The sequence below is a fragment of the Variovorax paradoxus genome, from assembly GCF_000834655.1.
Lineage (GTDB): Bacteria > Pseudomonadota > Gammaproteobacteria > Burkholderiales > Burkholderiaceae_C > Variovorax > Variovorax paradoxus_F.
This window is the reverse complement of the sequence record NZ_JXQQ01000041.1, coordinates 23,812-43,734: the sequence shown is the minus strand read 5'-3', so window position 1 is coordinate 43,734 and position 19,923 is coordinate 23,812. Positions and strand designations below refer to the sequence as shown.

Below are 19,923 nucleotides of genomic sequence, written 5' to 3'. Positions count from 1 at the left end.
TTTCAGGAACTGTGACCGAGTGGCCGAAGGTGCTCCCCTGCTAAGGGAGTATGGGGTGTAGAGCCTCATCGAGGGTTCGAATCCCTCCGGTTCCGCCAAGATCAAAACCCCTGCAGTCGCAAGACTGCAGGGGTTTTTCTTTGGGCACCCCGCATCACGACGCCAGCGCAGCCCCTTCCCCGAGATAGCTGCGCAACCCCGCCAGATCGAGAACCTCGACCCCACCGTGTTCCACCCGCAGCAGCCCCACGCGCTCGAGTTCGTGCAGGGCCCGGTTGGCGCGCTGGCGCGAGACGGCGGACAGGAGGCCGATCTCGTCCTGGCTCAGCCGCACGAAGCTGCTCGTCTTCGGATAGAGGATCGGGTCGAACAGGCTCGCCAGGCACCGTGCGACGCGCGCATCGGGCCCCAGTAGGCGGTCGAATTCCATGAGCCCGATGAACAGGCTCAGCCGCGCATTGATGTGCAGCAGGAGAAACCGGTTGAAGTCGAGATTCGTCGACACCAGGCGCTCGAAGGTGTGGCGCGGCACGCAGGCCATGCGCGTCGGGCGCATGGCAACGCCGTCGTAGCGCCATGGGCCGGGCTTGAGCAGCGAGCCTTCGCCCGCCCAGCCGCCGGTGGTCACGCCGGTGAAGGTGGAGATGCGCCCATCGGCGAGCGAGACCGACATCTTCACCAGGCCCTCGATGACGCCGAGCCAGAGATTGGCCGATTCGCCGCGGCGCAGCACGAACCCGCCGGCCGGCACTTCGCGCTCGTACGACTCGCGCACCACGCGGTCGAGCTCCTCGGCCGAGAGGGTCTCTGCCCAGAGGCTCCCGCGGAGCATGGTCTCCATGGCGTTCGACGACATATGTGCTTCCCTCGCTCGCTTGCTTGCTTTTCAGCTGGCTGGCTTGCTCACTTCTCCACGTCCGCGGACCTGCATGGAAAGGCCCGCGGAGCCGTGCGTAAGGAATGTCTTTGAAACGACACTCTCGGCGCAATGATCATGACATATTGACTCCTGTTCGCCACAACCATAAGACAGGAGACAAGGATGGAACATCCCGAATCCGGCGCGCTCCCCACGCATCTGCCGCGCCAGGACGAACCCCCTGGCATGCGCCGGCGCGACCTCTTGGGGTACGCGGCTTCCGCGCCATTGGTTTCAGCCGCTGCGGTGGGCCTTGGCGGGCTGGCAGCCCCCTCGTCGGCCAAGGCCGCGATCCTGCCGATGACGCCCCCCGACACGACCGACCTGATCGACATCGGCGATGCCGTGACGCTCACGGCGCTGCCGACGATGCCGCTGGTCAAGGTGAGCAACATCGCAAATGGCCGCGTGCGGCTGGAGCTTCCGCGGCTGGAGTCGGGGCAGGGCATTGCCACTGCCGCCGCGATGATGCTGGCCGACAAGCTTCGCCTGCCGCTGAGCGCAATCGAGGTCGGCTCGGCCGACGCCAGCCCCGAGCTCGTCTTCAACCAGCTCACCGGCGGCTCCTCGAGCGTGCGGTCGCTGCACGCAGGCATGCCGCTGCTGGGCGGCCTGGGCGGGTTGCTCTCGGGCAGCGCAAACGGGGTCGTCGGCCAGCGCACGACGCGCCTGGACGCGCTGGACATCGTGACCGGACGCAAGAAGTTCTCGATGGACCAGGCGGTGCCCGAGGCGATGCCGACCATGGTGTGCCGCCCGCCGACCATCAACGGCAAGTTCGTGCGCATCAACAACCTCAACACGGTGTCGGCGATGCCGGGCGTGCTGGGCATCGCGCCGATTCCCGCGACCAACGGCATCGTGCCCACGCCGCCCGGCGTAGCGGTGATGGCCGAGACCTTCGGGCAGGCCTGGGCCGCGGTGAATGCGCTCGACGTCACTTGGACCGCGGGGCCGGTGGCGGGCGAGTCGAACGCCAGCATCCAGCAGAAGCTCAAGGGTGCGCTGCTGCCGTTCCTGCTGCCGCCGCTGGGTGCGCTCACGGTGGAGGGCGAGTTCGAGTTCGCGGCGGTGTCGCACTGCCCGATGGAAACCGAATGCGCCATCGCCGATGTGCGCGCCGACCGGGCGGAGATCTGGTCCGGGCTGCAGAGCCCGATCGTCACGCAGCAGGCCATTGCCGTCGAACTGGGGCTGCCGCTGGACAAGGTGAAGGTGCACGCGGTGCCCTCGGGCGGCTCGTTCGGGCGGCGGCTCTTCTGGGACGCGACGCTGCAGGCGGTGCAGGCCTCCAAGGCACTGGGCCGTCCCTGCCGGCTGATGTACCACCGCACCGACGACATGCGCCACGGCCGCGTGCGGCCGCCCATGTTCCACCGGGCGCGCGCCACGATGCTGCTGGGCCAGGTCATCGCCTTCGAGCAGCGCATCGCCGGGGTGCGCCTCGATACGCGCCACGGCTTCGGCGAGATGCTGGGTGCCGCGGCCATCGCGCTGCCCAACGGCTTTCCGCAGACGGTGGGCAACTTCGCCATCGAGCAGATCATGTTCAAGACGATGGTCACCTCGCCCTACAACTTCGGCGTGACCACCAAGCTCCTGACGCCGGTGCCGATCGACATGAACACCTGCTCGTACCGCTCGGTGCACATCCAGCCTTCGCGCCTGGTGGAGGAGATTCTGGTCGACGACATGGCCCGGGCGCTGCGCAAGGACCCGGTCGCGTTCCGCCTCGAATACCTGCGGCTGCCCCGCGCTCGCAAGGTGCTGCAGGCGGCGGCCGAGGCGGCGCAGTGGGGCAAGGCCATGCCGGCGGGCTTTGCGCAGGGCGTGGGCGTGCACCAGGAGTCCAAGTCGTTCACGGCCTGCATCGTCGAGATCGATGCGCGGGTGCCGACCGACCTGAAGGTCGTGCGCGCCACCATCGCGATCGACGTGGGCACGCCCATCAACCCGTCGGGCATCGAGGCGCAGATGCAGGGCGGGCTGTGCGAGTCGATCTCCATCGTTCTGACGGCCGGGCTGCACATCCAGAACGGGCTGCCGCTGGAGGGCAGCTATTCGCAGTACCACTTCGCGCGCATGAAGAGCTACCCGAAGGACGTGAAGGTGATCATCATGCCGGCCACCACCGGCGAGGCCATCGGCGGGCTCGGCGAGGTGGGCCTGTCGGCCAGCTCGGGCGCCATCGCCAACGCGTACGCACGCGCCACCGGCCGCAAGCCCAGGAGCTTCCCGCTGAACTTCCCCGTCGATTTCACCCCCATCCCCCCGGGCAAGCTGCCCAACCCGGTCGTCGTGCCGGTACCCACCTGAGGAGCCCGCCATGCCCGTGCAATCTTTCAAGGTGAACGGCGGCAACGTCGACGTCGAGGCGCCCGACGACATGGCGCTGCTCTGGGTGCTGCGCGACAAGCTCGGCATCACCGGCCCGAAGTACGGCTGCGGCATCAACGTGTGCAAGGCCTGCACCTGCCATGTGGACGGCAAGGCGGTCACCGCGTGCTCCACGCGGGTGGCCGATGTGCGTGGCCGCCAGGTGACGACCATCGAGGGGCTGGCCAACGGCAACGTGCTGCATCCGGTGCAGCAGGCCTGGATGAACCTGGACGTGCCGCAATGTGGCTTCTGCCAGCCCGGGCAGATCATGGCGGCGGTCGACCTGCTGCGGCGCACCCGCAACCCGACCGATGCCGACATCGATGCCATCGAGAACGTGTGCCGATGCGGCACCTACGGCCGCATTCGCGAAGCCATCAAGGCGGCCGCCGCGATGATGGGCTAGCGGGGCGCGCGCTGCGGCGAGGTTGGCGCTGATTGGCGCCTGCGGCTCGCAACGAGGGGGAGACATAATTGTTAACTAATGCACACGTCTCCCGTTTCCCCTTGCCGACACGCCATCCGCAAGGGCTGCCGGCAGACGGGGCAATGGATCGCGACGCTGTGCCTGGTCTTGCCGTTGCTGGCGTTGCATCTGGCGCACGCCGGCGAATCGCCGGTAGCGGGCGAGACGCTGCAAGGCGACGGCGCGGTCCACATCACCCGTGCCGAATTGCTGACCATTCCCGGCACCGGCTACACCGACCCGCCGCGGCTTGCGGAGGAGGCCAACCTGCCGGGCAACGATTGGCGGGAGATCAGCCTGCCGCACACCGCCGATCGCGAACTGGTCCCCACGCCGGAGGGCGGCGTGCGAACCCTCACCGACTGGTACCGCATCGATCTCTCGGGGCTGGCGCCGTCGGCGCAGCAGCGGCTTCTCTACCTTCCGCGCTGGAAGACCCTGGGCCACATCGCGGTGTACGGCGACGGCGTGCTGCTCTACCAATCGCATGGCAGCCCGATCCACAACGGCTACAACCATCCGCTGTTGCTGCCGTTGAACGCAGCCGCCGGCACGCCGTCGCCGGCCACCGTGCTGATCCGCGTCGACCGCTTGCGCAGCAGCGGAAGCGGCTTCTCGACCGTATGGGTGGGCGACCAGGCATCGCTGGTGTGGCGCTACCAGGCTCGCCAGCTTCTGCAGGTGCAGTTGCCGTTCATGGGCAGCGCGGCGTTCCTGGCGGTGGGTGCCTTCGCCTTCGCGGTGTGGCTGGGCAAGCGGCGTGAATCGCTCTACCTGCTGTTCTTCGCCATCTCGGCGCTCGCCTTCCTGCGGACGGTGCACTACTACGCGGGTGGCAGCTACCTCCCCATCTCGGACGAGCTGTTCGAGTGGATGACCGTGGCCTCGCTGCTCTGGCTGATCGTTGCCATCCACCTCTTTCTGGAGCGGCTGCACCAGCAGCCCTCGCCGTGGCTGACGCGCCTGTCGGTGACGCTGGCAACGGCCTGCAGCATCGCCACGCTGCCGCACTTGTCGCCCTCGATCGCGAGCCTCTACCTGATTACGCCGCTGCTGAACCTGATGGTGCTGCCCGTCGCAGTGCTGATCTTCGCGGTGAACCTGCGCAAGGCCTTGCGCGCGAAGCTGCCCGAGGGGCGGCTGGTGGCGGGCTGGACGGTCTTTGCCGTCACGTTCACTTCCTACGACGGGCTCCTGCAAAACAACCTGGTGAGCCCGGAGAGCGTCTACACCTCGCCCTACGCGATCATCAGCCTGTTCTTCGTCTTCTCGTACATCATGTTCGAGCGCTACACCGGCGCCTTCGCCGAGGTGGCCCGGTTGAACAAGGGCCTAGCCCAGCGCCTGCAGGAACGCGAAGCCGAGCTGGAGCAAAGCTACCAGCGGCTGCGCGTGATCGAGAACCAGCAGATGCTCAACGCCGAGCGCCGGCGCCTGATGCAGGACATGCACGACGGGCTGGGCTCCTCGCTGATCAGCGCCATCCGTTCGGTGGAGCGGGGCGCGATGAACGACGCCGAAATCTCCGATGTGCTCAAGGGCTGCATGGACGACCTGAAGCTGGCGATCGACTCCATGGAAAACGTGGACGCCGACCTGCTGCTGCTGCTCGCCACATTGCGTTTTCGCCTGGCCCCACGCATCGAAAGCGCAGGCGTGGCGCTGCGCTGGGAAGTGCAACCCGTGCCCGAACTGCCGTGGCTGGATCCGGGCAGCGCGCTGCACATCCTGCGGATCATGCAGGAGTGCATCGCCAACGTGCTGCGTCACACGCGGGCCACCACCATCTCTTTCAGCACCGCGACGGTGGGCGAGGGCGTTTGCGTGGTGATCGAGGACAACGGCGCGGGCTTCGACGTGGAGAAGGCCCTGCAGCAAAGCGGCCGGGGGCTGCGCAACCAGCAGCAGCGCGCCATGGCGATCGGCGGCACCGTGAACTGGGAGTCCGGCAGCGGCGGCACGCGCTTCACGCTCTGGCTGCCGCTTCAGCGCAAAACCGATGGAGAAAAGGCCGTTCGGCCTTCGTGAGTTACTTCGTGCCCGGTGAAGGCTGCGACAGCACCCAGCTCGCCAGCACCCGCGCATCGGCCTCCGAGACGAGGCTCTGCCGCGGCATGATGACCCGGCCCCAGGTGCCGACGCTGCCGTTGCGGATCTTCTCGGCCAGGCGGGGCGGCGCTGCCGGATCGTTCCGATAGCGGTCCGCGATCTGCGCGAACCCCGGTCCGACCTGCTTGTGGACGAGGCCGTGGCAGGCCATGCAGCCGTTTTTCCGCAGCAGGTCCGCAGGCGGCGCGGTCTGCGCGACGGATGTCGAAGCGCCGCAGCAAATCGACAGAAAAGTGAGAAGGGCGGGAGTCGAGAACTTCAAGGGGACTTTGGTTTGCAGCCCTGCGAGGGCGAGGAAATGCATGGTCGCACGCGTGCGCCGGTCGTCGTGCATTCGCGACAAGCCGATTCAAGAGTAACTATATGTATGGTTAAATCCGCGCAACTATCGCGAAAGAGGACGAGGGAATCCTATGAAGCTGTTGCTGAGCATTGCGTTCGCCGCTGTCGCCCTGATGGGCTGTACCGCCAGGGCGCCGCTGGTGCCGACCGAACCGGGCACAGGGTCTGGTCTCACCTACGTGCCGCTGGTCGCCATGGAAGGCGTCGACAAGGCGCGCTACGACAGCGACGTGCAGGCCTGCCGCACCGCTGCCACCCGCATCACGGCGCGCAGCGAAACCGGCGATGCCATGTGGCTGGCCCTCGGTCTCGGTTTGATCACGGTGCACGGCCAGGGCATCGTGGCTGCCGCTTCGTACACCGGCATCAGCGCAGCGGTCATCGACTGGAACGGTCGCCCCACGTCTGAGCTCATGGCCGAGCACCAGGAAATCGCCATCGTCCACTGCATGGCCAAGCGCGGCTATCGCAACCTCGACCCGGACGTGCGCGACACCTTCTATGGCCACACCTTCGATCCGGTCGTCGCCGCCAAGCCGCGCCGCACGGGCATCGACACCTACAACGTCGAATCGCTGGCCAAGGCCGGTCGCTGCAACGTGCATCCGCGCGCCGAACTCACGGCCAAGGGCCCGGGCTTTGAGTCGTACAACGTGCCTTGCGAAAACGGCGGCACCTGGGCGGTGCGCTGCGAATTCGGCAAGTGCCGCGTGCTGGCGCAGGCGCCGGTGCGCCGCTCCTGAGTTTCTTCAGGCCAAACAAAAAGAAGCCGGCTTTCATGCCGGCTTCTTTTTTCAGCGCTTCAACGCCAGACGTAATGGCCCGGCACGCGGCGGCCATGTTCGCGGTGCGCCGGCACCCAGACCTTGTGCTTGCGGTGATGCGGCGCCGCATGCGGGCGGTCGTAGCCCGGTCCGTGGCGGGGCGCCGGTTGCGCGAGGGCCGCACTCGAGAGCACGCAGGCGGCGAGAACGAAGAGTATCTTTTTCATGTTGGAGTCCTTCGGGTTGATGAATGCACCTCAAAGCGGGTACGGCATGAACCTTAGTTTGCGGCGGTGCATGACCTCGTAGGCCTGTAAGCACTTTACAAACAGGACGTTGCAGTGGCGCGACGCCGCTGCAACCAACGGCACCGGCCTACTTGACGATCATTCCCTTGAGCGCCGGGTCCGGCGGCGGGACCTGGAACTTCATCTGCCGCAGCGTCTTCATCAGCAATTGCGCAACCATCAGGTTGCGGTGCCGCTTGCTGTTGGCCGGGATCACATACCAGGGCGCGTGCTCGGTCGAGGTGGCCGCGAGCGCGTGCTCATAGGCGCGTTGATAGGCGCTCCATTTCGTGCGCACCTCCAGGTCGCCCATGCTGAACTTCCACTGCTTGCCGGGCGTGTCGATGCGGGCCTGCAGCCGCTCGCGCTGCTCGTCCTTGTCTATGTGCAGCATGCACTTGACGATGACCGTGCCGGTCTCGACCAGCAGCCGCTCGAAGTCGTTGATCTGCGCATAGCGGCGCTTGGCTTCGGCCTTGTCGATCCAGCCTTCGACCACCGGCACGAGCACGTCTTCGTAGTGACTGCGGTTCCACACGGCGATCTCGCCGCTACGCGGCACCACGGCGTGGCAGCGCCAGAGATAGTCGCGCGCCCGTTCTTCTTCGGTCGGCGCCTTGAAGGCCGCCACGCGCACGCCCAGCGGGGAGGTGCGCGAAAACACCCAGCGCACCGTGCCGTCCTTGCCGCTGGTGTCCATGCCCTGCAGCACCAGCAGCACCTTGCGCCGGCCTTCTGCGTGCAGCAGGTTCTGCAACTCGTCGAGCTCGACGGCCATCGCGTCGACCTCTTCGCGCTGGGCCGCTTCGTCGCCCTCGCAGAAGGCGGTGTCGCCGGGGTCGACTTGCGAGAGCTTGAACTTGCTGCCGACGCGGTATTTCTTGAAGCTGGCCATGAAGCGGAACCCCTTGACGAAAGAAAGATGTGCAGCGTACGCGATCAGCGCTCGGTGTCTTCCGGGTCGATCGATGCGCTCCAGCGGTTGTCCCACTCGGCGTGGCGCACCGCGCCGTCCAGATCGCGCCGGTCGCGCTTGGTCGGGCGGCCCTGTTCGATGGCCAGGGCCGGCTCGCTGCCCATGCGGCGTTGCTCCCGCAGGGCAGCCTGGGCGGCGATGCTCTCCGCGGTTTCCTCGTAGAGCAATTGGGCGACGGGCGCCGGCCCGCGCTGGCCGCTGATGCCGCGCACCGTCACGGTCCGCGTCTGCACGCCCAGGCGCATCGTCACCGTGTCGCCGGCCTTCACCTCGCGCGAGGCCTTGGCGACGTCGCCGTTCACCTGCACCCGGTTCTTGCCGATTTCCTCCGCGGCCAGCGAACGCGTCTTGAAGAAGCGGGCGGCCCAGAGCCATTTGTCGATACGCAGACGTTCCAGAGATTCCATAGATCAGGAATTGTGCCGCCAGAGCGGCAGATGCACGACGGCGTCCAGCCCGATGACCCTGGTGGCGCTGTCCTGCGTGGTGTTGTGCGCGGGGCCCTGCGCGGTGCGGTTATCGAGGTCGATGCGCCCGTCCAGCGCCAGCACGATCTCGCGGCAGATCGCCAGGCCCAGCCCCGAGCCGCTCGACGTGCTGCCGGCCGAGAACGGCGCGAACAGCCGCTGCCGCAGCTCGGGCGAAATGCCGGGCCCTTCGTCGCGCACGGCGAGTACCGCCTGGCCGTCGACGGCGCGCACGCTCACCGACAGCGCCGCGCCCTGCGGGCTCTGCTTGATCGCGTTGTGCAGCAGGTTGCGCGTGAGCTCCTGCAGCATCCACTGGTGCGCGCGCACCGTCACCGGCTCGTCCGCGGCCAGCTCGAAATCGAGCGCCTTGTCGGCCACCAGCGGTGACAGGTCGAGCACGACGTTGCGCACCACCTCGCCCAGATCCAGCGTCACCGACTCGGGCTGCTGGCGCAGTTGCTCCACCTTCGCGAGCGAGAGCATCTGGTTGGCCAGCATCGTGGCGCGCTCGACCGTCTGGCTGATCTCGCCGAAGGCCTGCTCGGGCGCCACGTCGCCGCGGCGCGCCGACTGCACCTGCGCCTTGAGAACCGCCAGCGGCGTGCGCAGCTGGTGGGCGCTGTCGCGCACGAAGCGCTTCTGGTGGTCGAGCAGCCGCTGCAGCCGGCCCATCACTTCGGTGGTGGCGTCGATCAGCGGCAGCAGCTCGCGGGGCGCATCGGGCGCATCGATGGGCGAGAGATCGTCCGCCGGCCGCTTCTCGATGGCTTCGCCCAACTCGCGCACCGGTCGCGTGGCGCGGTGCACCACGAACACCGTGACGCCGGCGATCACACCCATCAGCAGCAACTGACGCCACAGCGTGTCGAGCAAGAGCTTGCGCACCAGGGTCTCGCGCAGCTCGAGCGTCTCGGCCACCTGCACCACCGCCATGCCGCGGCCGCGGGCGCTCGCCACCGGCTGCAGCAGCACCGCGACGCGAACGGGTTGCTCGCGGAACTGCGCGTCGTAGAAATCGACGAGCGCCGCGTAGGCGCTGCGGTCCGGAATGCGGCCGCGCCAGAACGGCAGCTCGGCAAAGCCCGAGATCAGGTCGCCGTTGAGCGCCGACACGCGATAGAAGAGCCGGCTGCGGTTGTCGGCCTCGAAGGCCTCCAGCGCGGAGTAGGGGACGATGGCGCGCAGCTGCGCCTGCTCGTCGTAGCCTTCCACGTCGAGCTGCTCGCCGATGGTCTTGGCCGAGGCGAGCAGCGTGCGGTCGTAGGCCGTGGTGGCTGCCGCGAGGCTCTGGCGGTAGAGGCTCACGCTGTTGATCACGATGAACACCGCCACCGGCGCGAGGATGCCCAGCAGCAGCCGCGCGCGCAGCGAGGAAACCTTTCTCATGCGGCCTTCACGTCAGGCCTCGGGCCGCAGCAGATACCCGAGGCCGCGCATCGTCATCAGCACCGCGCCCGTGCCCACGAGTTTCTTGCGAAGGCGATACACCACCACCTCGATGGCCTCGTACTGCACGTTGGTCTCGCCCGGAAACACCAACTCGAACAGGCGCTCCTTGGTCACCGCATGGCCCGGTTTCATCATCAGCGCCTTCATGAGCGCGAGTTCGCGCGGCGTGAGCTCCAGCAGGTCGGCGCGGTTGTAGATGGCGCCGTTGTCGGGCTCGAAGCGCAGGCCGCCGATCTCCTGCGGGTTCAGGCCGTTGTCGGGCCCCGCGCTCTGGCTGCGCCGGCGCAGCGCGCGGATGCGGGCCTCCAGCTCATCGAGGTCGAAGGGCTTGGGCAGGTAGTCGTCGGCGCCGGCGTTCAGGCCCACGATGCGGTCGCCCACCGTGCCGCGGGCCGTGAGGAGCAGCACCGGCGTGCGCAGCCCCTCGGCGCGGGCCTGGGCCAGCACCTGCAGGCCGTCCAGGTTGGGCAGGCTCAGGTCGAGCGCCACCACGTCGGGCTCGATGGCGCGCCACTGCGCCACCGCCTCGGCCCCGTCGCCGCACACGCGCACGTCGATCCGGCGGCGGGCGAGGGCGCGCTGCAGCGTGATCTGCATCGAGGGATCGTCTTCGACCAGCAGCAGCTTCATACGGGAGTCATGTGGGAGTCACGCGAGAAATGGCGGGAGGGCGCTGTGGATACTTTGGTGTTTTCCCCAGTCTGGCGGACAGCCAACTGACAGCGGGGCGGCGCATGATAGCGGCTCAGGCCTGAGTCAGGTTCTTTCAGGTTCTGCCACCTTTCTTTCAGCCCCTCTGGAGACAACGATGCGTCGCGATACCTTTTTGAAGTCCCTGGCCGCCCTGGCCGCCGCCGGCGCACTGCCGCTCTCGGCGCGTGCTGCAGCCAACGTCAAGATGATGATCCCCGCCAACCCGGGCGGCGGCTGGGACACCACCGGCCGCGCACTGGGCAAGGCCCTGAGCGACGCCAAGGTGGCCGACACCGTCACCTACGACAACAAGGGCGGCGCCGCCGGCGCGCTGGGCCTGGCCCAGTTCGTGAACGGCTCCAAGGGCGATGCCAATGCGCTGATGGTCATGGGCTCGGTCATGCTGGGCGGCATCATCACCGGCAAGCCGCCGGTCAAGCTGGAGCAGGCCACCCCCATTGCGCGTCTGACCACCGAATACAACGTGTTCGTGCTGCCGGCCAATTCGCCCCTGAAGACCATGAAGGACGTGGTCGACCAGCTCAAGAAGGACCCGGGGAGCGTCAAGTGGGGCGGCGGTTCGCGCGGCTCCACCGAGCACATCGCCGCGGCCATGATCGCGCAGAAGGTCGGCGCAGATCCTTCCAAGATCAATTACGTGGCCTTCCGCGGAGGCGGCGAAGCCACCGCCGCCATCCTGGGCGGCAACGTCACGGTGGGCGGCAGCGGCTACAGCGAATTCGCCGAATACATCGCCGCCGGCAAGATGAAGGCGATCGCCGTCACTTCGGCCCAACGCCTGCCGGGGATCAACGTGCCCACGCTCAAGGAACAGGGCATCGACGTGGAAATCGGCAACTGGCGCGGCGTGTACGGCGCCCCGGGCATCTCGGCCGAGCAGCGCAAGGCACTGACCGACATGGTGCTGGCCGCGCTCAAGAGCGGTTCGTGGGCCGAGTCGCTCAAGAAGAACGACTGGACGCCGGCCGTGATCTCGGGCGATGCGTTCGCCAAGTTCGTCGATGACGACTTCGCGAGCCTGCGCGCCATCATGACCAAGTCCGGCATGGTCTGAATCTGGCTCGCCCCCAGGCTGCGCGCACTTCGTGTCGCAACGCCTTCCCCCTACCGGGGGCAACACCTGCGGCCCGGCAAAGCCGGTTCCGCGGTGTTCCTGGAAGGGGACTTCTCGTACTCCGACTCCGGGAGAAAAAATGACAACTCCAGAATCCTCGGTCTCGTCGCCTGATGCGGCCGCCCAGGCGGCCGTCTGGCCGCAAACCCTCGTCGGCGCGGGCGTGCTGCTCACCGGCCTGGCGCTCGCCTTCGGCGCCATCGGCATTTCGTCCGAAGCCGGCTACGGCGGCGTCGGCCCCAACTTCCTGCCCTGGATGGTGTCCCTGGTGCTCGTGCTCTGCGGCGCCTGGATCCTCTGGGAAGCGCGCACCGGCGGCTTTCGCGAACTCGATCCGCCCACGGGCGCCGACCGCGCCTACTGGCCCGGCTTCGTCTGGGTCTCGGCAGGCCTGCTGCTCAACGCGGCGCTCATCACCACGCTGGGTTTCATCCTGAGCTGCACGCTGTGCTACGTGCTGGCCGTGCAGGGCCTGCGCCGCGCGAGCGGGCAGGGCGGCGTGAATTCGCCGCGCACCTTCGCCATCGACTTCGTCACCGGCGCGCTCATCGCCGCCCCGGTGTTCTGGATGTTCACGAAATTCCTGGCCATCAGCCTGCCGGGCCTCACAACGACCGGGTGGCTCTGACATGGAAATCTTCAACGCACTCATGACGGGCTTCGCCACGGCGATCACCCCGATCAATCTGCTTTGGTGCCTGGTCGGCTGTGCCCTGGGCACGGCGGTGGGCGTGCTGCCCGGCATCGGCCCGGCCGTGGCGGTGGCCATGCTGCTGCCGATCACCGGCAAGGTCGACATCACGGCCTCGATGATCTTTTTCTCCGGCATCTACTACGGCGCCATGTACGGCGGCTCGACCACCTCGATCCTGCTGAACACGCCCGGCGAAACCGCCAGCATGGTGACCGCGATGGAAGGCAACAAGATGGCCAAGAGCGGCAGGGCGGGCGCAGCGCTCGCCACCGCGGCCATCGGCTCCTTCGTGGCCGGCACCATCGCCACCGTCATCGTCACGCTGTTCGCGCCCTTCGTGGCCGAGTTCGCGGTCAAGCTCGGCCCACCCGAGTACTTCCTGCTGATGCTGCTGGCCTTCACCACGGTGAGCGCGGTGCTCGGCAAGAGCACGCTGCGCGGCATGACGGCGTTGTTCGTCGGCCTCGCAGCCGGCTGCGTGGGCCTGGACCAGATCTCCGGCCAGGGCCGCTACACCGGCGGCGTGCCCGAACTGCTCGACGGCATCGAGATCGTGCTGGTCGCGGTCGGCCTGTTCGCGGTGGCCGAAGTGCTCTACGCCGTGCTCTACGAGGGCAAGGTGGTCGAGGGCCAGAACAAGCTCAGCCGCGTGCACATGACCAAGCGCGACTGGAAGCGCTCGATCCCCGCGTGGCTGCGCGGCACCGCCATCGGCACGCCGTTCGGCTGCATCCCGGCCGGCGGCACCGAGATCCCGACCTTCCTGAGCTACGCGACGGAAAAGAAGCTCGCCAAGGACAAGGACGCCAAGGCCGAGTTCGGCACCACCGGCGCCATCGAGGGCGTGGCCGGCCCCGAGGCCGCCAACAACGCCACGGTGACGGCGGCGCTGATCCCGCTGCTCACGCTGGGCATCCCGACCTCCAACACCACCGCCATCCTGCTGGGCGCGTTCCAGAACTACGGCATCCAGCCGGGTCCGCAGCTCTTCACCACGTCGGCCGCGCTGGTGTGGGCGCTCATCGCGTCGCTCTACATCGGCAACGTGATGCTGCTGGTGCTGAACCTGCCGATGGTCGGCCTGTGGGTCAAGCTCCTGAAGATTCCGAAGCCGCAGCTCTACGCCGGCATCCTGATCTTCGCGACGGTGGGTGCCTACGGCATGCGCCAGAGCGCGTTCGACCTGTTCCTGCTCTACGCCATCGGCCTCCTGGGCGTGGTGATGCGGCGCTTCGACTTCCCGACCGCTCCCGTGGTGGTCGGCATGATCCTCGGGCCGCTGGCCGAAGCGCAGTTGCGCAACGCCATGTCGATCGGCGAGGGCAGCGCGGCGGTGTTCTTCCAGCGTCCGATGTCGATCGCGCTGGTGATCATCGTGGTGGCCGTGCTGGTGCTGCCGCGACTGGCCAAGCGCATGAGCGAACGAAAGCTCAAGCGGCTGGCGCAGCTGGACGCCTGAGTCTTTCGCGTTCTCCGAAAAAAGCCGCGGCGCCCAGGCCCCGCGGCTTTCTGCTTTCAGGCCGCGGACACCGGCGCGAGGAAGTAGGCCGTCTCCTGCTGCAACTGTCCGTAGGTGTAGGCGTTGCGCGCGATCACGCTCTTGTTGCCCTTGCTCTTGTCGTTGGCGTCGGGGCCGAAGGCGTTGCCGTCGATGCTCTCCATGCGGTCGTTGGCGTTCGAGGTCACGATGAAGTGGTGGTTGCGACCGCCCGGCTTGATGCCGCTCACCACGCCGATGCAGCCCGGGAACACGGCCTGGTAGCTGGTGATGCGGTGGAACACCGTGTCGTCGAACACGTTCTTGCTGTGCTGCGCCCAGCCGCCCGGCACGCTGATGCCCGCGGTGCGGTAGACGAAGATGCAGAAGATGCCGCACCAGGCGCACAGGTCGTTGGCGTTGCGCCAGGCGCCGGCGTCCATTTCCTGCCATTTCTGTACCGCCTGCGCGGTGATGGTGGGGCAGCGGCCGATGTAGCCGCCGGGCACGTTCGCATCCTGGAAGATCTTCTGCAGCGCCATGCCGCCTTGGCGCGGGCGGGTGGGGCTCGCGGGGTTGGCACACAGCGCCGCGGCGATGCGCTCCAGGCTCTGGCTGGGCTGCGAAGAGGCGGTCCAGCCCCACTTGGCCAGCATCGCTTCGGCCGTTGCCACCACGCTGGCGCCGAGTTCGGAGCCCGCCTTCTTGCCGGGCGGCGGCGGCGGAGCCGGGGGGCCGCCCAGGCCCAGCACCTGCGCAATCAGCACTTCGAGCGCGCCCCAGGTCATCGGTCCGACCACGGCGTCGGGCACCAGCTTGCAGAAGCCCTGGTACTCCTTGACCTTCGAACTGGTCATGGGACCGAACTTGCCGTCTGCCACCAACTGCGGAAGCCTGGAGGCCACCCATGCGTTGAGGGCCGATTGCAGCAGCGAGACGTCGGGGCCGAAGGAGCCGAATCGCAGGGTGGTTCGTGTCATGGCGGGGCCTCTGTCTCCAGTGAAGTGCAGGCAAATTATTCGAATCGGCGAACGTTCGCGAAATCCGCCATGCAGCCTATTTCGCCGGCCGAACGGGACAACCATTGGCGCGCCATGGTGGCCGTTCGCGCTGTGTCCGATGCATTTCGTCGCACGGCGGATGCGCCGCGCGGCGTGCGTTCCTAGAGTGCCGAACCAGAAGACGCCGTCCGTCTTCGCCGGCCGCAACCCCACGAAAGGAACTCGCCATGGAACGCCGTCATTTCGCCCGCTCGATCCTCGCCGCCGCCGGTGCCATCGCCTTGGGAGCGAAGGCGCAGGAGGCCCGACCGGCCGCGGCCGCTGCCGCTGCGCCTGCCGCGCCGCTCGCATCCGCCGCGCCGGGCCTCAAGCCCTTTCTCTTCGAGAAGGACGAAACCTTCTGGTACGAGACGCTGCGCTCCTTCGGCCACATCGCCTATGGCGGCGCGGATTTCGGCGAGGTGGTGGTCACCGCCCAGCGCATCCGCGGCGGCGACTACGACAGCTGGCACGACGAATGGCGCCTCACCGCCGAGCGGGTCGCCGCCGAGGCCCAGAAGAGCCTGGCCGCGGGGCACGCGGTGAGCGCGCGCGACGGGTTCTTTCGCGCCTCCAACTACTACCGCAGCGCGGAGTTCTTCCTGCACGGCAACCCTTCCGACCCGCGCATCAATGCGGCCTACGATCGCAGCGTCGAGTGCTTCCGCGCGGCCGTGCGGCTCACCGATGGCGCGATCGAGCCGGTGCGCATCCGCTACGAGGGCACGAGCCTGCCGGGCTACTTCTATCGCGCCTCAGGCAAGACGGGCAAGGGCCGGCCGACCGTGGTCATGCACAACGGCTTCGACGGTTCGGTGGAAGAGATGCACTACGTCGCCGCCGCCGCGCTGGCCGAGCGCGGCTACAACGTGCTGAGCTTCGACGGCCCCGGCCAGCCCGGTCCGATGCACCGCGAAGGCCTGGTGCTGCGGCCCGACTGGGAGCGCGTGGTCGGCCCGGTGCTCGACCATGTGCTGGCGCGGCCCGACGTCGATGCCCGGCGCGTCGCGCTGCTGGGAAACAGCCTGGGCGGCGTGCTGGCACCGCGCGCGGCGGCGTTCGAGCCGCGCGTCCGTGCATTGATCGCGCTGGACGGCATCTACGACATGAGCGAGAAGACGCTCCCGTTGTTCGGCGGCCAGCGCGAGGTGGCGCGCCGCGTGCTCACCGCGCCCTCGGCACCCGACATCGACAAGGCGCTCGCGCAGGTGGCCGAACGCGACGCGCAGGCGCGCTGGGCCTTCGGCCACGGCGCCTGGGTCACCGGCAAGGGCACGGCGCGGGGCTATCTCTCGACGCTGCTGGACTACAACGTGGCCGACGGCGTGGCCGAACGCATCCAGTGCCCGACGCTGGTGTGCGCCGCCGCCAACGACATGTTCTTCATGGGCCAGCCCGAGGCGCTGTATGCGCACCTGACGTGCCCGAAGACATTTCTCGCGCTCGACGACACGCTGGGTGCCGGCGCGCATTGCCATGCGGGGGCGCAGCGCCTGGCGATGGCGCGCATCGGCGACTGGCTCGATACGACGTTCGCAGCTTGAGGGGCGGCTCCCTCTCCCGCTCTCCCGCTCTCCCGCGATCGGGAGAGGGGACGGGAACGTATCAGCCCGCAGGCCGCGGCGTCTCGGCCAGGTCGTCGTCCAGGTGCGGGTCGGCCGGCTGCCCGCGCAGCTTGCGCACGGTGCGCTTGATCCAGTGCTCGATGTCGTCGATGTAGGTGAACACCGCCGGCACCACGAGCAGGCTCAGCACCGTCGATGTGATCAGCCCGCCGATCACCGCCATCGCCATTGGAGAGCGGAAGCTGGAGTCGGCGGCGCCGAAGCCCACGGCGATCGGCAGCATGCCGGCACCCATGGCGAGCGTGGTCATGATGATGGGCCGCGCGCGCTTGTGGCAGGCGTCGCGCAGCGCGTCCCAGCGGCTCATGCCGTGGTCGCGGCGCGCCACGATGGCGTATTCCACCAGCAGGATCGAGTTCTTCGTCGCGATGCCCATGAGCATGATCAGGCCGATCAGCGAGGGCATCGAGAGCGCCTTCTGCCCGATCAGCAGGCCCACGAAGGCCCCGCCCAGCGCGAGCGGCAGCGCGCACAGGATGGTCACAGGGTGCAGGAAGTCCTTGAACAGCAGCACCAGCACGATGTAGATGCACAGCACGCCGGTGAGCATCGCGAGGCCGAAGCTCGCGAAGAGCTCGGTCATCACTTCGGCGTCGCCCACCTCGGTCACGCGCACGCCGGGCGGCAGCTTCTGGATCGAGGGCAGGGCCATCACCGCGGTCTTCGCATCGCCCAGGCCCACGCTGGAAAGTTCGATCTCGAAGTTGACGTTGCGCGAGCGGTCGTAGCGGTCGATCACGGCCGGGCCGCCTTCCATCGTGAGCGAGGCCACCTGGTTCAGCATGACGGGCCCGCGCGCGCCCGGCACCGAGAGGCGCCCGAGCAGGTCGAGGTCCTTGCGCGCCGAGTCTTCCAGCTTCACCACGATCGGCACCTGCCGCTGCGCGAGGTTGAGCTTGGCCAGCGACTGGTCGTAGTCGCCCAGCGTGGCCACGCGCAGCGTCTCGGCGATGGCCGCGCTGGTCACGCCCAGGTCGGCGGCGCGCGCGAAGTCGGGGCGCACGGCGATCTCGGGGCGAATCAGGCTCGCAGTGGAGGTGATGTTGCCCAGCCCGGCGATGGTGCGCAGGTCTTTCTCGACCGCGCTGGCGGCGGTCGCCAGTGCCACCGGGTCTTCGCCGGTGAGCGCCAGGATGTACTTCTCGCCCGACCCGCCCAGGCCCACGGTGCTGCGCACGCCGGGCAGGGTTTCGAGCGCGGCGCGGATCTGGTTCTCGATCACCTGCTTGCGTGGCCGGTCGCCGCGCTCGTCCAGCTTGATGGTGAGCGTGGCCTTGCGCGTCTCGGGCGTGCCGAAGCTGGCGAAGGGGTCGCCGCCCGCGCTGCCGCCGGCCACCGTGGTGTAGACGCTTTTCACATGCGCGATCTTCATCACGCGGTTGCGCGTTTCCTCGGCGGCCGCGGTGGTCTGCGCGAGCGTGGAGCCCGGCGCGAGCGACAGGTACACCTGCGTCTGCGAGTTGTCGTCCGGCGGGATGAAGCCGGTCTTGAGCAGCGGAATCATCGCCAGCGACCCGAAGAAGAAGAGGGTGGCCAGCACCATCGTCTTGAAGCGGTTGTGGGTGCTCCACTCCACCGCGCGCATGTACCAGCGCAGCCAGCCGGGCTCCTTCTCTTCGCCGACGATGGGCTTCAGGATGTAGGCGGCCATCATCGGCGTGAGCACCCGCGCGACCACCAGCGAGGCGAACACCGCGAGCGATGCCGTCCAGCCGAACTGCTTGAAGAACTTGCCGGCCACGCCGCTCATGAAGGCGGTGGGCAGGAACACCGCGATCAGCGTGAAGGTGGTGGCGATCACCGCCAGGCCGATCTCGTCGGCCGCCTCCATCGCCGCCTGGTAGGGCGTCTTGCCCATGCGCAGGTGCCGCACGATGTTCTCGACCTCCACGATCGCGTCGTCCACCAATATCCCGACCACCAGCGAGAGCGCGAGCAGCGAGATCACGTTGACCGAGAAGCCCAGGAGGTACATGCCGATGAAGGCCGGAATCACCGACATCGGCAACGCCACGGCCGAGACGAAGGTGGCGCGCCAGTCGCGCAGGAAGAGCCACACCACGATCACCGCCAGGATGGCGCCCTCGTAGAGCAGGTGCAGCGAACCGTTGTATTCCTCTTCCACCGGGTCGACGAAGTTGAAGGCTTCGGTCAGTTCGAGGTCGGGGCGCTGCGCGCGCATGTCGGCCAGAGCCTTCTGCACGGCGCGGCCCACTTCCACCTCGCTCGCGCCGCGGCTTCGGGCCACCTCGAAGCCCACCACCGGCTTGCCGTTGAGCAACGCGCCCGAGCGCGGCTCGGCAAAGGTGTCGCTGATGCGCGCGACCTGGTCGAGCCGCACACGGCGGCCGTCGGACAGCACGATCTGGATGTCGGCCAGCTGGTCGGCCGACTGCACGGTGGCGAGCGTGCGCACCGGCTGCTCGCTGCCGCCCAGGTCGAAACGGCCACCGGCGCTTTCCACCTGCACCTGGCGCAGCTGGCGCGAGATGTCGCCGGCCGAGGCGCCCAGCGCCTGCAGCTTGGCCGGGTCCAGGTCGATGTGCACCTGGCGCGTGACGCCGCCCACGCGGTTCACAGCGCCCACGCCGGGCAGCGCGAGCAGCTTCTTGGTGATGTCGTTGTCCACGTACCAGCTGAGCGCCTCCGCGTCCAGCTGCGATGACGAGATGGTGAAGGCCAGCACCGGCTGGCCCGCCAGGTCGAGCTTGGTGACCACCGGGTCGCGCACGTCGGCCGGCAGGTCGGCGCGCACGCGCTGCACCGCCGAGCGCACGTCGTCCACGGCTTCCTGCACGGGCTTCTCGAGGCGGAACTCCACGATCAGCGTGGCGGCGCCGTCCTGCACCTTGGTGGTGATGTGCTTCAAGCCCTGCACGGTGGCGATGGAGTTCTCGAGCTTGCGCGCGACGTCGGTTTCCAGCTGCGAAGGCGCGGCACCGGGCAGCAACGCCGAGACCGTGACGGTCGGCAGGTCGATGTCCGGAAAGTTCTGCACCTTCATCGCGTTGAACGACAGCAGCCCACCGAAGGTGAGCAGCACGAACAGCATCACCGCCGGAATCGGGTTGCGTATGGACCAGGCGGAAACGTTCATG

The 19,923-nt window shown here is 68.0% G+C and carries 17 protein-coding genes and 1 tRNA gene; 9 read left to right on the top strand and 9 right to left on the bottom strand.

Going from position 1 to position 19,923, the window contains the following annotated elements:
* Nucleotides 1-5: 5 nt before the first annotated feature.
* Nucleotides 6-98 (top strand) — tRNA-Ser (locus RT97_RS17650).
* A gap of 56 nt (nucleotides 99-154) precedes the next feature.
* Here RT97_RS17650 and RT97_RS17645 read toward each other — a convergent pair.
* A complete protein-coding gene (locus RT97_RS17645; RefSeq protein ID WP_042580099.1) occupies nucleotides 155-856 on the bottom strand; it encodes a Crp/Fnr family transcriptional regulator in 702 nt (233 codons plus the stop codon).
* Nucleotides 857-1,042: 186 nt separating this feature from the next.
* On the opposite strand from RT97_RS17645, the gene RT97_RS17640 reads away from it, so the two are divergent.
* The 3 genes from RT97_RS17640 (at nucleotide 1,043) to RT97_RS17630 (ending at nucleotide 5,792) form a co-directional block, all read left to right on the top strand.
* Complete coding sequence (locus RT97_RS17640; protein WP_042580098.1) at nucleotides 1,043-3,235, top strand: xanthine dehydrogenase family protein molybdopterin-binding subunit; 2,193 nt, start codon at nucleotides 1,043-1,045, stop codon at nucleotides 3,233-3,235.
* A 10-nt stretch (nucleotides 3,236-3,245) separates the two neighbouring features.
* A complete protein-coding gene (locus RT97_RS17635) occupies nucleotides 3,246-3,704 on the top strand; it encodes a (2Fe-2S)-binding protein (protein ID WP_042580097.1) in 459 nt (152 codons plus the stop codon).
* Between the two features lie 78 nt (nucleotides 3,705-3,782).
* Complete coding sequence (locus RT97_RS17630; RefSeq protein WP_042580096.1) at nucleotides 3,783-5,792, top strand: sensor histidine kinase; 2,010 nt, start codon at nucleotides 3,783-3,785, stop codon at nucleotides 5,790-5,792.
* Nucleotide 5,793: 1 nt separating this feature from the next.
* Here RT97_RS17630 and RT97_RS17625 read toward each other — a convergent pair whose 3' ends face one another.
* Nucleotides 5,794-6,177 (bottom strand): c-type cytochrome, encoded by a 384-nt coding sequence (locus tag RT97_RS17625; protein WP_155403833.1) that lies wholly within the window; start codon nucleotides 6,175-6,177, stop codon nucleotides 5,794-5,796.
* 109 nt (nucleotides 6,178-6,286) lie between these two features.
* On the opposite strand from RT97_RS17625, the gene RT97_RS17620 reads away from it, so the two are divergent.
* The gene (locus tag RT97_RS17620) at nucleotides 6,287-6,958 is read left to right on the top strand and encodes a hypothetical protein (protein ID WP_042580095.1); all 672 of its coding nucleotides are present in this window, start codon (nucleotides 6,287-6,289) and stop codon (nucleotides 6,956-6,958) included.
* Nucleotides 6,959-7,017: 59 nt separating this feature from the next.
* Here the strand turns inward: RT97_RS17620 and RT97_RS17615 are convergent, their stop codons facing one another.
* The 5 genes from RT97_RS17615 to RT97_RS17595 all read right to left on the bottom strand — a co-directional run bounded on the left by RT97_RS17615 (nucleotide 7,018) and on the right by RT97_RS17595 (nucleotide 10,791).
* Nucleotides 7,018-7,206, bottom strand: a complete 189-nt coding sequence (locus RT97_RS17615; RefSeq protein ID WP_052810687.1) for a hypothetical protein — start codon at nucleotides 7,204-7,206, stop codon at nucleotides 7,018-7,020.
* Nucleotides 7,207-7,354: 148 nt separating this feature from the next.
* Entirely contained in the window at nucleotides 7,355-8,161 is an 807-nt protein-coding gene (locus RT97_RS17610) for a PPK2 family polyphosphate kinase (RefSeq protein WP_042580093.1), read from the bottom strand.
* A gap of 44 nt (nucleotides 8,162-8,205) precedes the next feature.
* The gene (locus RT97_RS17605) at nucleotides 8,206-8,640 is read right to left on the bottom strand and encodes an RNA-binding S4 domain-containing protein (protein ID WP_013541870.1); all 435 of its coding nucleotides are present in this window, start codon (nucleotides 8,638-8,640) and stop codon (nucleotides 8,206-8,208) included.
* Between the two features lie 12 nt (nucleotides 8,641-8,652).
* A complete protein-coding gene (locus RT97_RS17600) occupies nucleotides 8,653-10,098 on the bottom strand; it encodes a sensor histidine kinase (RefSeq protein ID WP_042580091.1) in 1,446 nt (481 codons plus the stop codon).
* A gap of 12 nt (nucleotides 10,099-10,110) precedes the next feature.
* A complete protein-coding gene (locus tag RT97_RS17595) occupies nucleotides 10,111-10,791 on the bottom strand; it encodes a response regulator transcription factor (RefSeq protein WP_042580090.1) in 681 nt (226 codons plus the stop codon).
* A 178-nt stretch (nucleotides 10,792-10,969) separates the two neighbouring features.
* On the opposite strand from RT97_RS17595, the gene RT97_RS17590 reads away from it, so the two are divergent.
* The 3 genes from RT97_RS17590 (at nucleotide 10,970) to RT97_RS17580 (ending at nucleotide 14,142) form a co-directional block, all read left to right on the top strand.
* Complete coding sequence (locus tag RT97_RS17590) at nucleotides 10,970-11,929, top strand: Bug family tripartite tricarboxylate transporter substrate binding protein (RefSeq protein ID WP_042580089.1); 960 nt, start codon at nucleotides 10,970-10,972, stop codon at nucleotides 11,927-11,929.
* A 139-nt stretch (nucleotides 11,930-12,068) separates the two neighbouring features.
* Complete coding sequence (locus tag RT97_RS17585) at nucleotides 12,069-12,617, top strand: tripartite tricarboxylate transporter TctB family protein (RefSeq protein ID WP_042580088.1); 549 nt, start codon at nucleotides 12,069-12,071, stop codon at nucleotides 12,615-12,617.
* Nucleotide 12,618: 1 nt separating this feature from the next.
* Nucleotides 12,619-14,142 (top strand): tripartite tricarboxylate transporter permease, encoded by a 1,524-nt coding sequence (locus RT97_RS17580; protein WP_042580087.1) that lies wholly within the window; start codon nucleotides 12,619-12,621, stop codon nucleotides 14,140-14,142.
* Nucleotides 14,143-14,198: 56 nt separating this feature from the next.
* Here RT97_RS17580 and RT97_RS34020 read toward each other — a convergent pair whose 3' ends face one another.
* A complete protein-coding gene (locus RT97_RS34020; protein WP_042580086.1) occupies nucleotides 14,199-15,140 on the bottom strand; it encodes a peptidoglycan-binding domain-containing protein in 942 nt (313 codons plus the stop codon).
* A 248-nt stretch (nucleotides 15,141-15,388) separates the two neighbouring features.
* On the opposite strand from RT97_RS34020, the gene RT97_RS17570 reads away from it, so the two are divergent.
* Nucleotides 15,389-16,744 carry an alpha/beta hydrolase family protein gene (locus RT97_RS17570; RefSeq protein ID WP_080898340.1) on the top strand — a complete coding sequence of 452 codons (1,356 nt, stop codon included), beginning with the start codon at nucleotides 15,389-15,391 and terminating at the stop codon, nucleotides 16,742-16,744.
* A gap of 61 nt (nucleotides 16,745-16,805) precedes the next feature.
* On the opposite strand, the gene RT97_RS17565 is transcribed toward RT97_RS17570, so the two are convergent.
* Nucleotides 16,806-19,922, bottom strand: a complete 3,117-nt coding sequence (locus RT97_RS17565) for an efflux RND transporter permease subunit (protein WP_042580085.1) — start codon at nucleotides 19,920-19,922, stop codon at nucleotides 16,806-16,808.
* Nucleotide 19,923: the final 1 nt, after the last annotated feature.

Excerpts from the sequence above, each read along its gene's own strand:
- RT97_RS17645 (WP_042580099.1), bottom strand. The coding sequence starts at position 856 with ATGTCGTCGAACGCCATGGAGACCATGCTCCGCGGGAGCCTCTGGGCA.
- RT97_RS17640 (WP_042580098.1), top strand. The coding sequence starts at position 1,043 with ATGGAACATCCCGAATCCGGCGCGCTCCCCACGCATCTGCCGCGCCAG.
- RT97_RS17635 (WP_042580097.1), top strand. The coding sequence starts at position 3,246 with ATGCCCGTGCAATCTTTCAAGGTGAACGGCGGCAACGTCGACGTCGAG.
- RT97_RS17630 (WP_042580096.1), top strand. The coding sequence starts at position 3,783 with ATGCACACGTCTCCCGTTTCCCCTTGCCGACACGCCATCCGCAAGGGC.
- RT97_RS17625 (WP_155403833.1), bottom strand. The coding sequence starts at position 6,177 with ATGCATTTCCTCGCCCTCGCAGGGCTGCAAACCAAAGTCCCCTTGAAG.
- RT97_RS17620 (WP_042580095.1), top strand. The coding sequence starts at position 6,287 with ATGAAGCTGTTGCTGAGCATTGCGTTCGCCGCTGTCGCCCTGATGGGC.
- RT97_RS17615 (WP_052810687.1), bottom strand. The coding sequence starts at position 7,206 with ATGAAAAAGATACTCTTCGTTCTCGCCGCCTGCGTGCTCTCGAGTGCG.
- RT97_RS17610 (WP_042580093.1), bottom strand. The coding sequence starts at position 8,161 with ATGGCCAGCTTCAAGAAATACCGCGTCGGCAGCAAGTTCAAGCTCTCG.
- RT97_RS17600 (WP_042580091.1), bottom strand. The coding sequence starts at position 10,098 with ATGAGAAAGGTTTCCTCGCTGCGCGCGCGGCTGCTGCTGGGCATCCTC.
- RT97_RS17595 (WP_042580090.1), bottom strand. The coding sequence starts at position 10,791 with ATGAAGCTGCTGCTGGTCGAAGACGATCCCTCGATGCAGATCACGCTG.
- RT97_RS17590 (WP_042580089.1), top strand. The coding sequence starts at position 10,970 with ATGCGTCGCGATACCTTTTTGAAGTCCCTGGCCGCCCTGGCCGCCGCC.
- RT97_RS17585 (WP_042580088.1), top strand. The coding sequence starts at position 12,069 with ATGACAACTCCAGAATCCTCGGTCTCGTCGCCTGATGCGGCCGCCCAG.
- RT97_RS17580 (WP_042580087.1), top strand. The coding sequence starts at position 12,619 with ATGGAAATCTTCAACGCACTCATGACGGGCTTCGCCACGGCGATCACC.
- RT97_RS34020 (WP_042580086.1), bottom strand. The coding sequence starts at position 15,140 with ATGACACGAACCACCCTGCGATTCGGCTCCTTCGGCCCCGACGTCTCG.
- RT97_RS17570 (WP_080898340.1), top strand. The coding sequence starts at position 15,389 with ATGGAACGCCGTCATTTCGCCCGCTCGATCCTCGCCGCCGCCGGTGCC.
- RT97_RS17565 (WP_042580085.1), bottom strand. The coding sequence starts at position 19,922 with ATGAACGTTTCCGCCTGGTCCATACGCAACCCGATTCCGGCGGTGATG.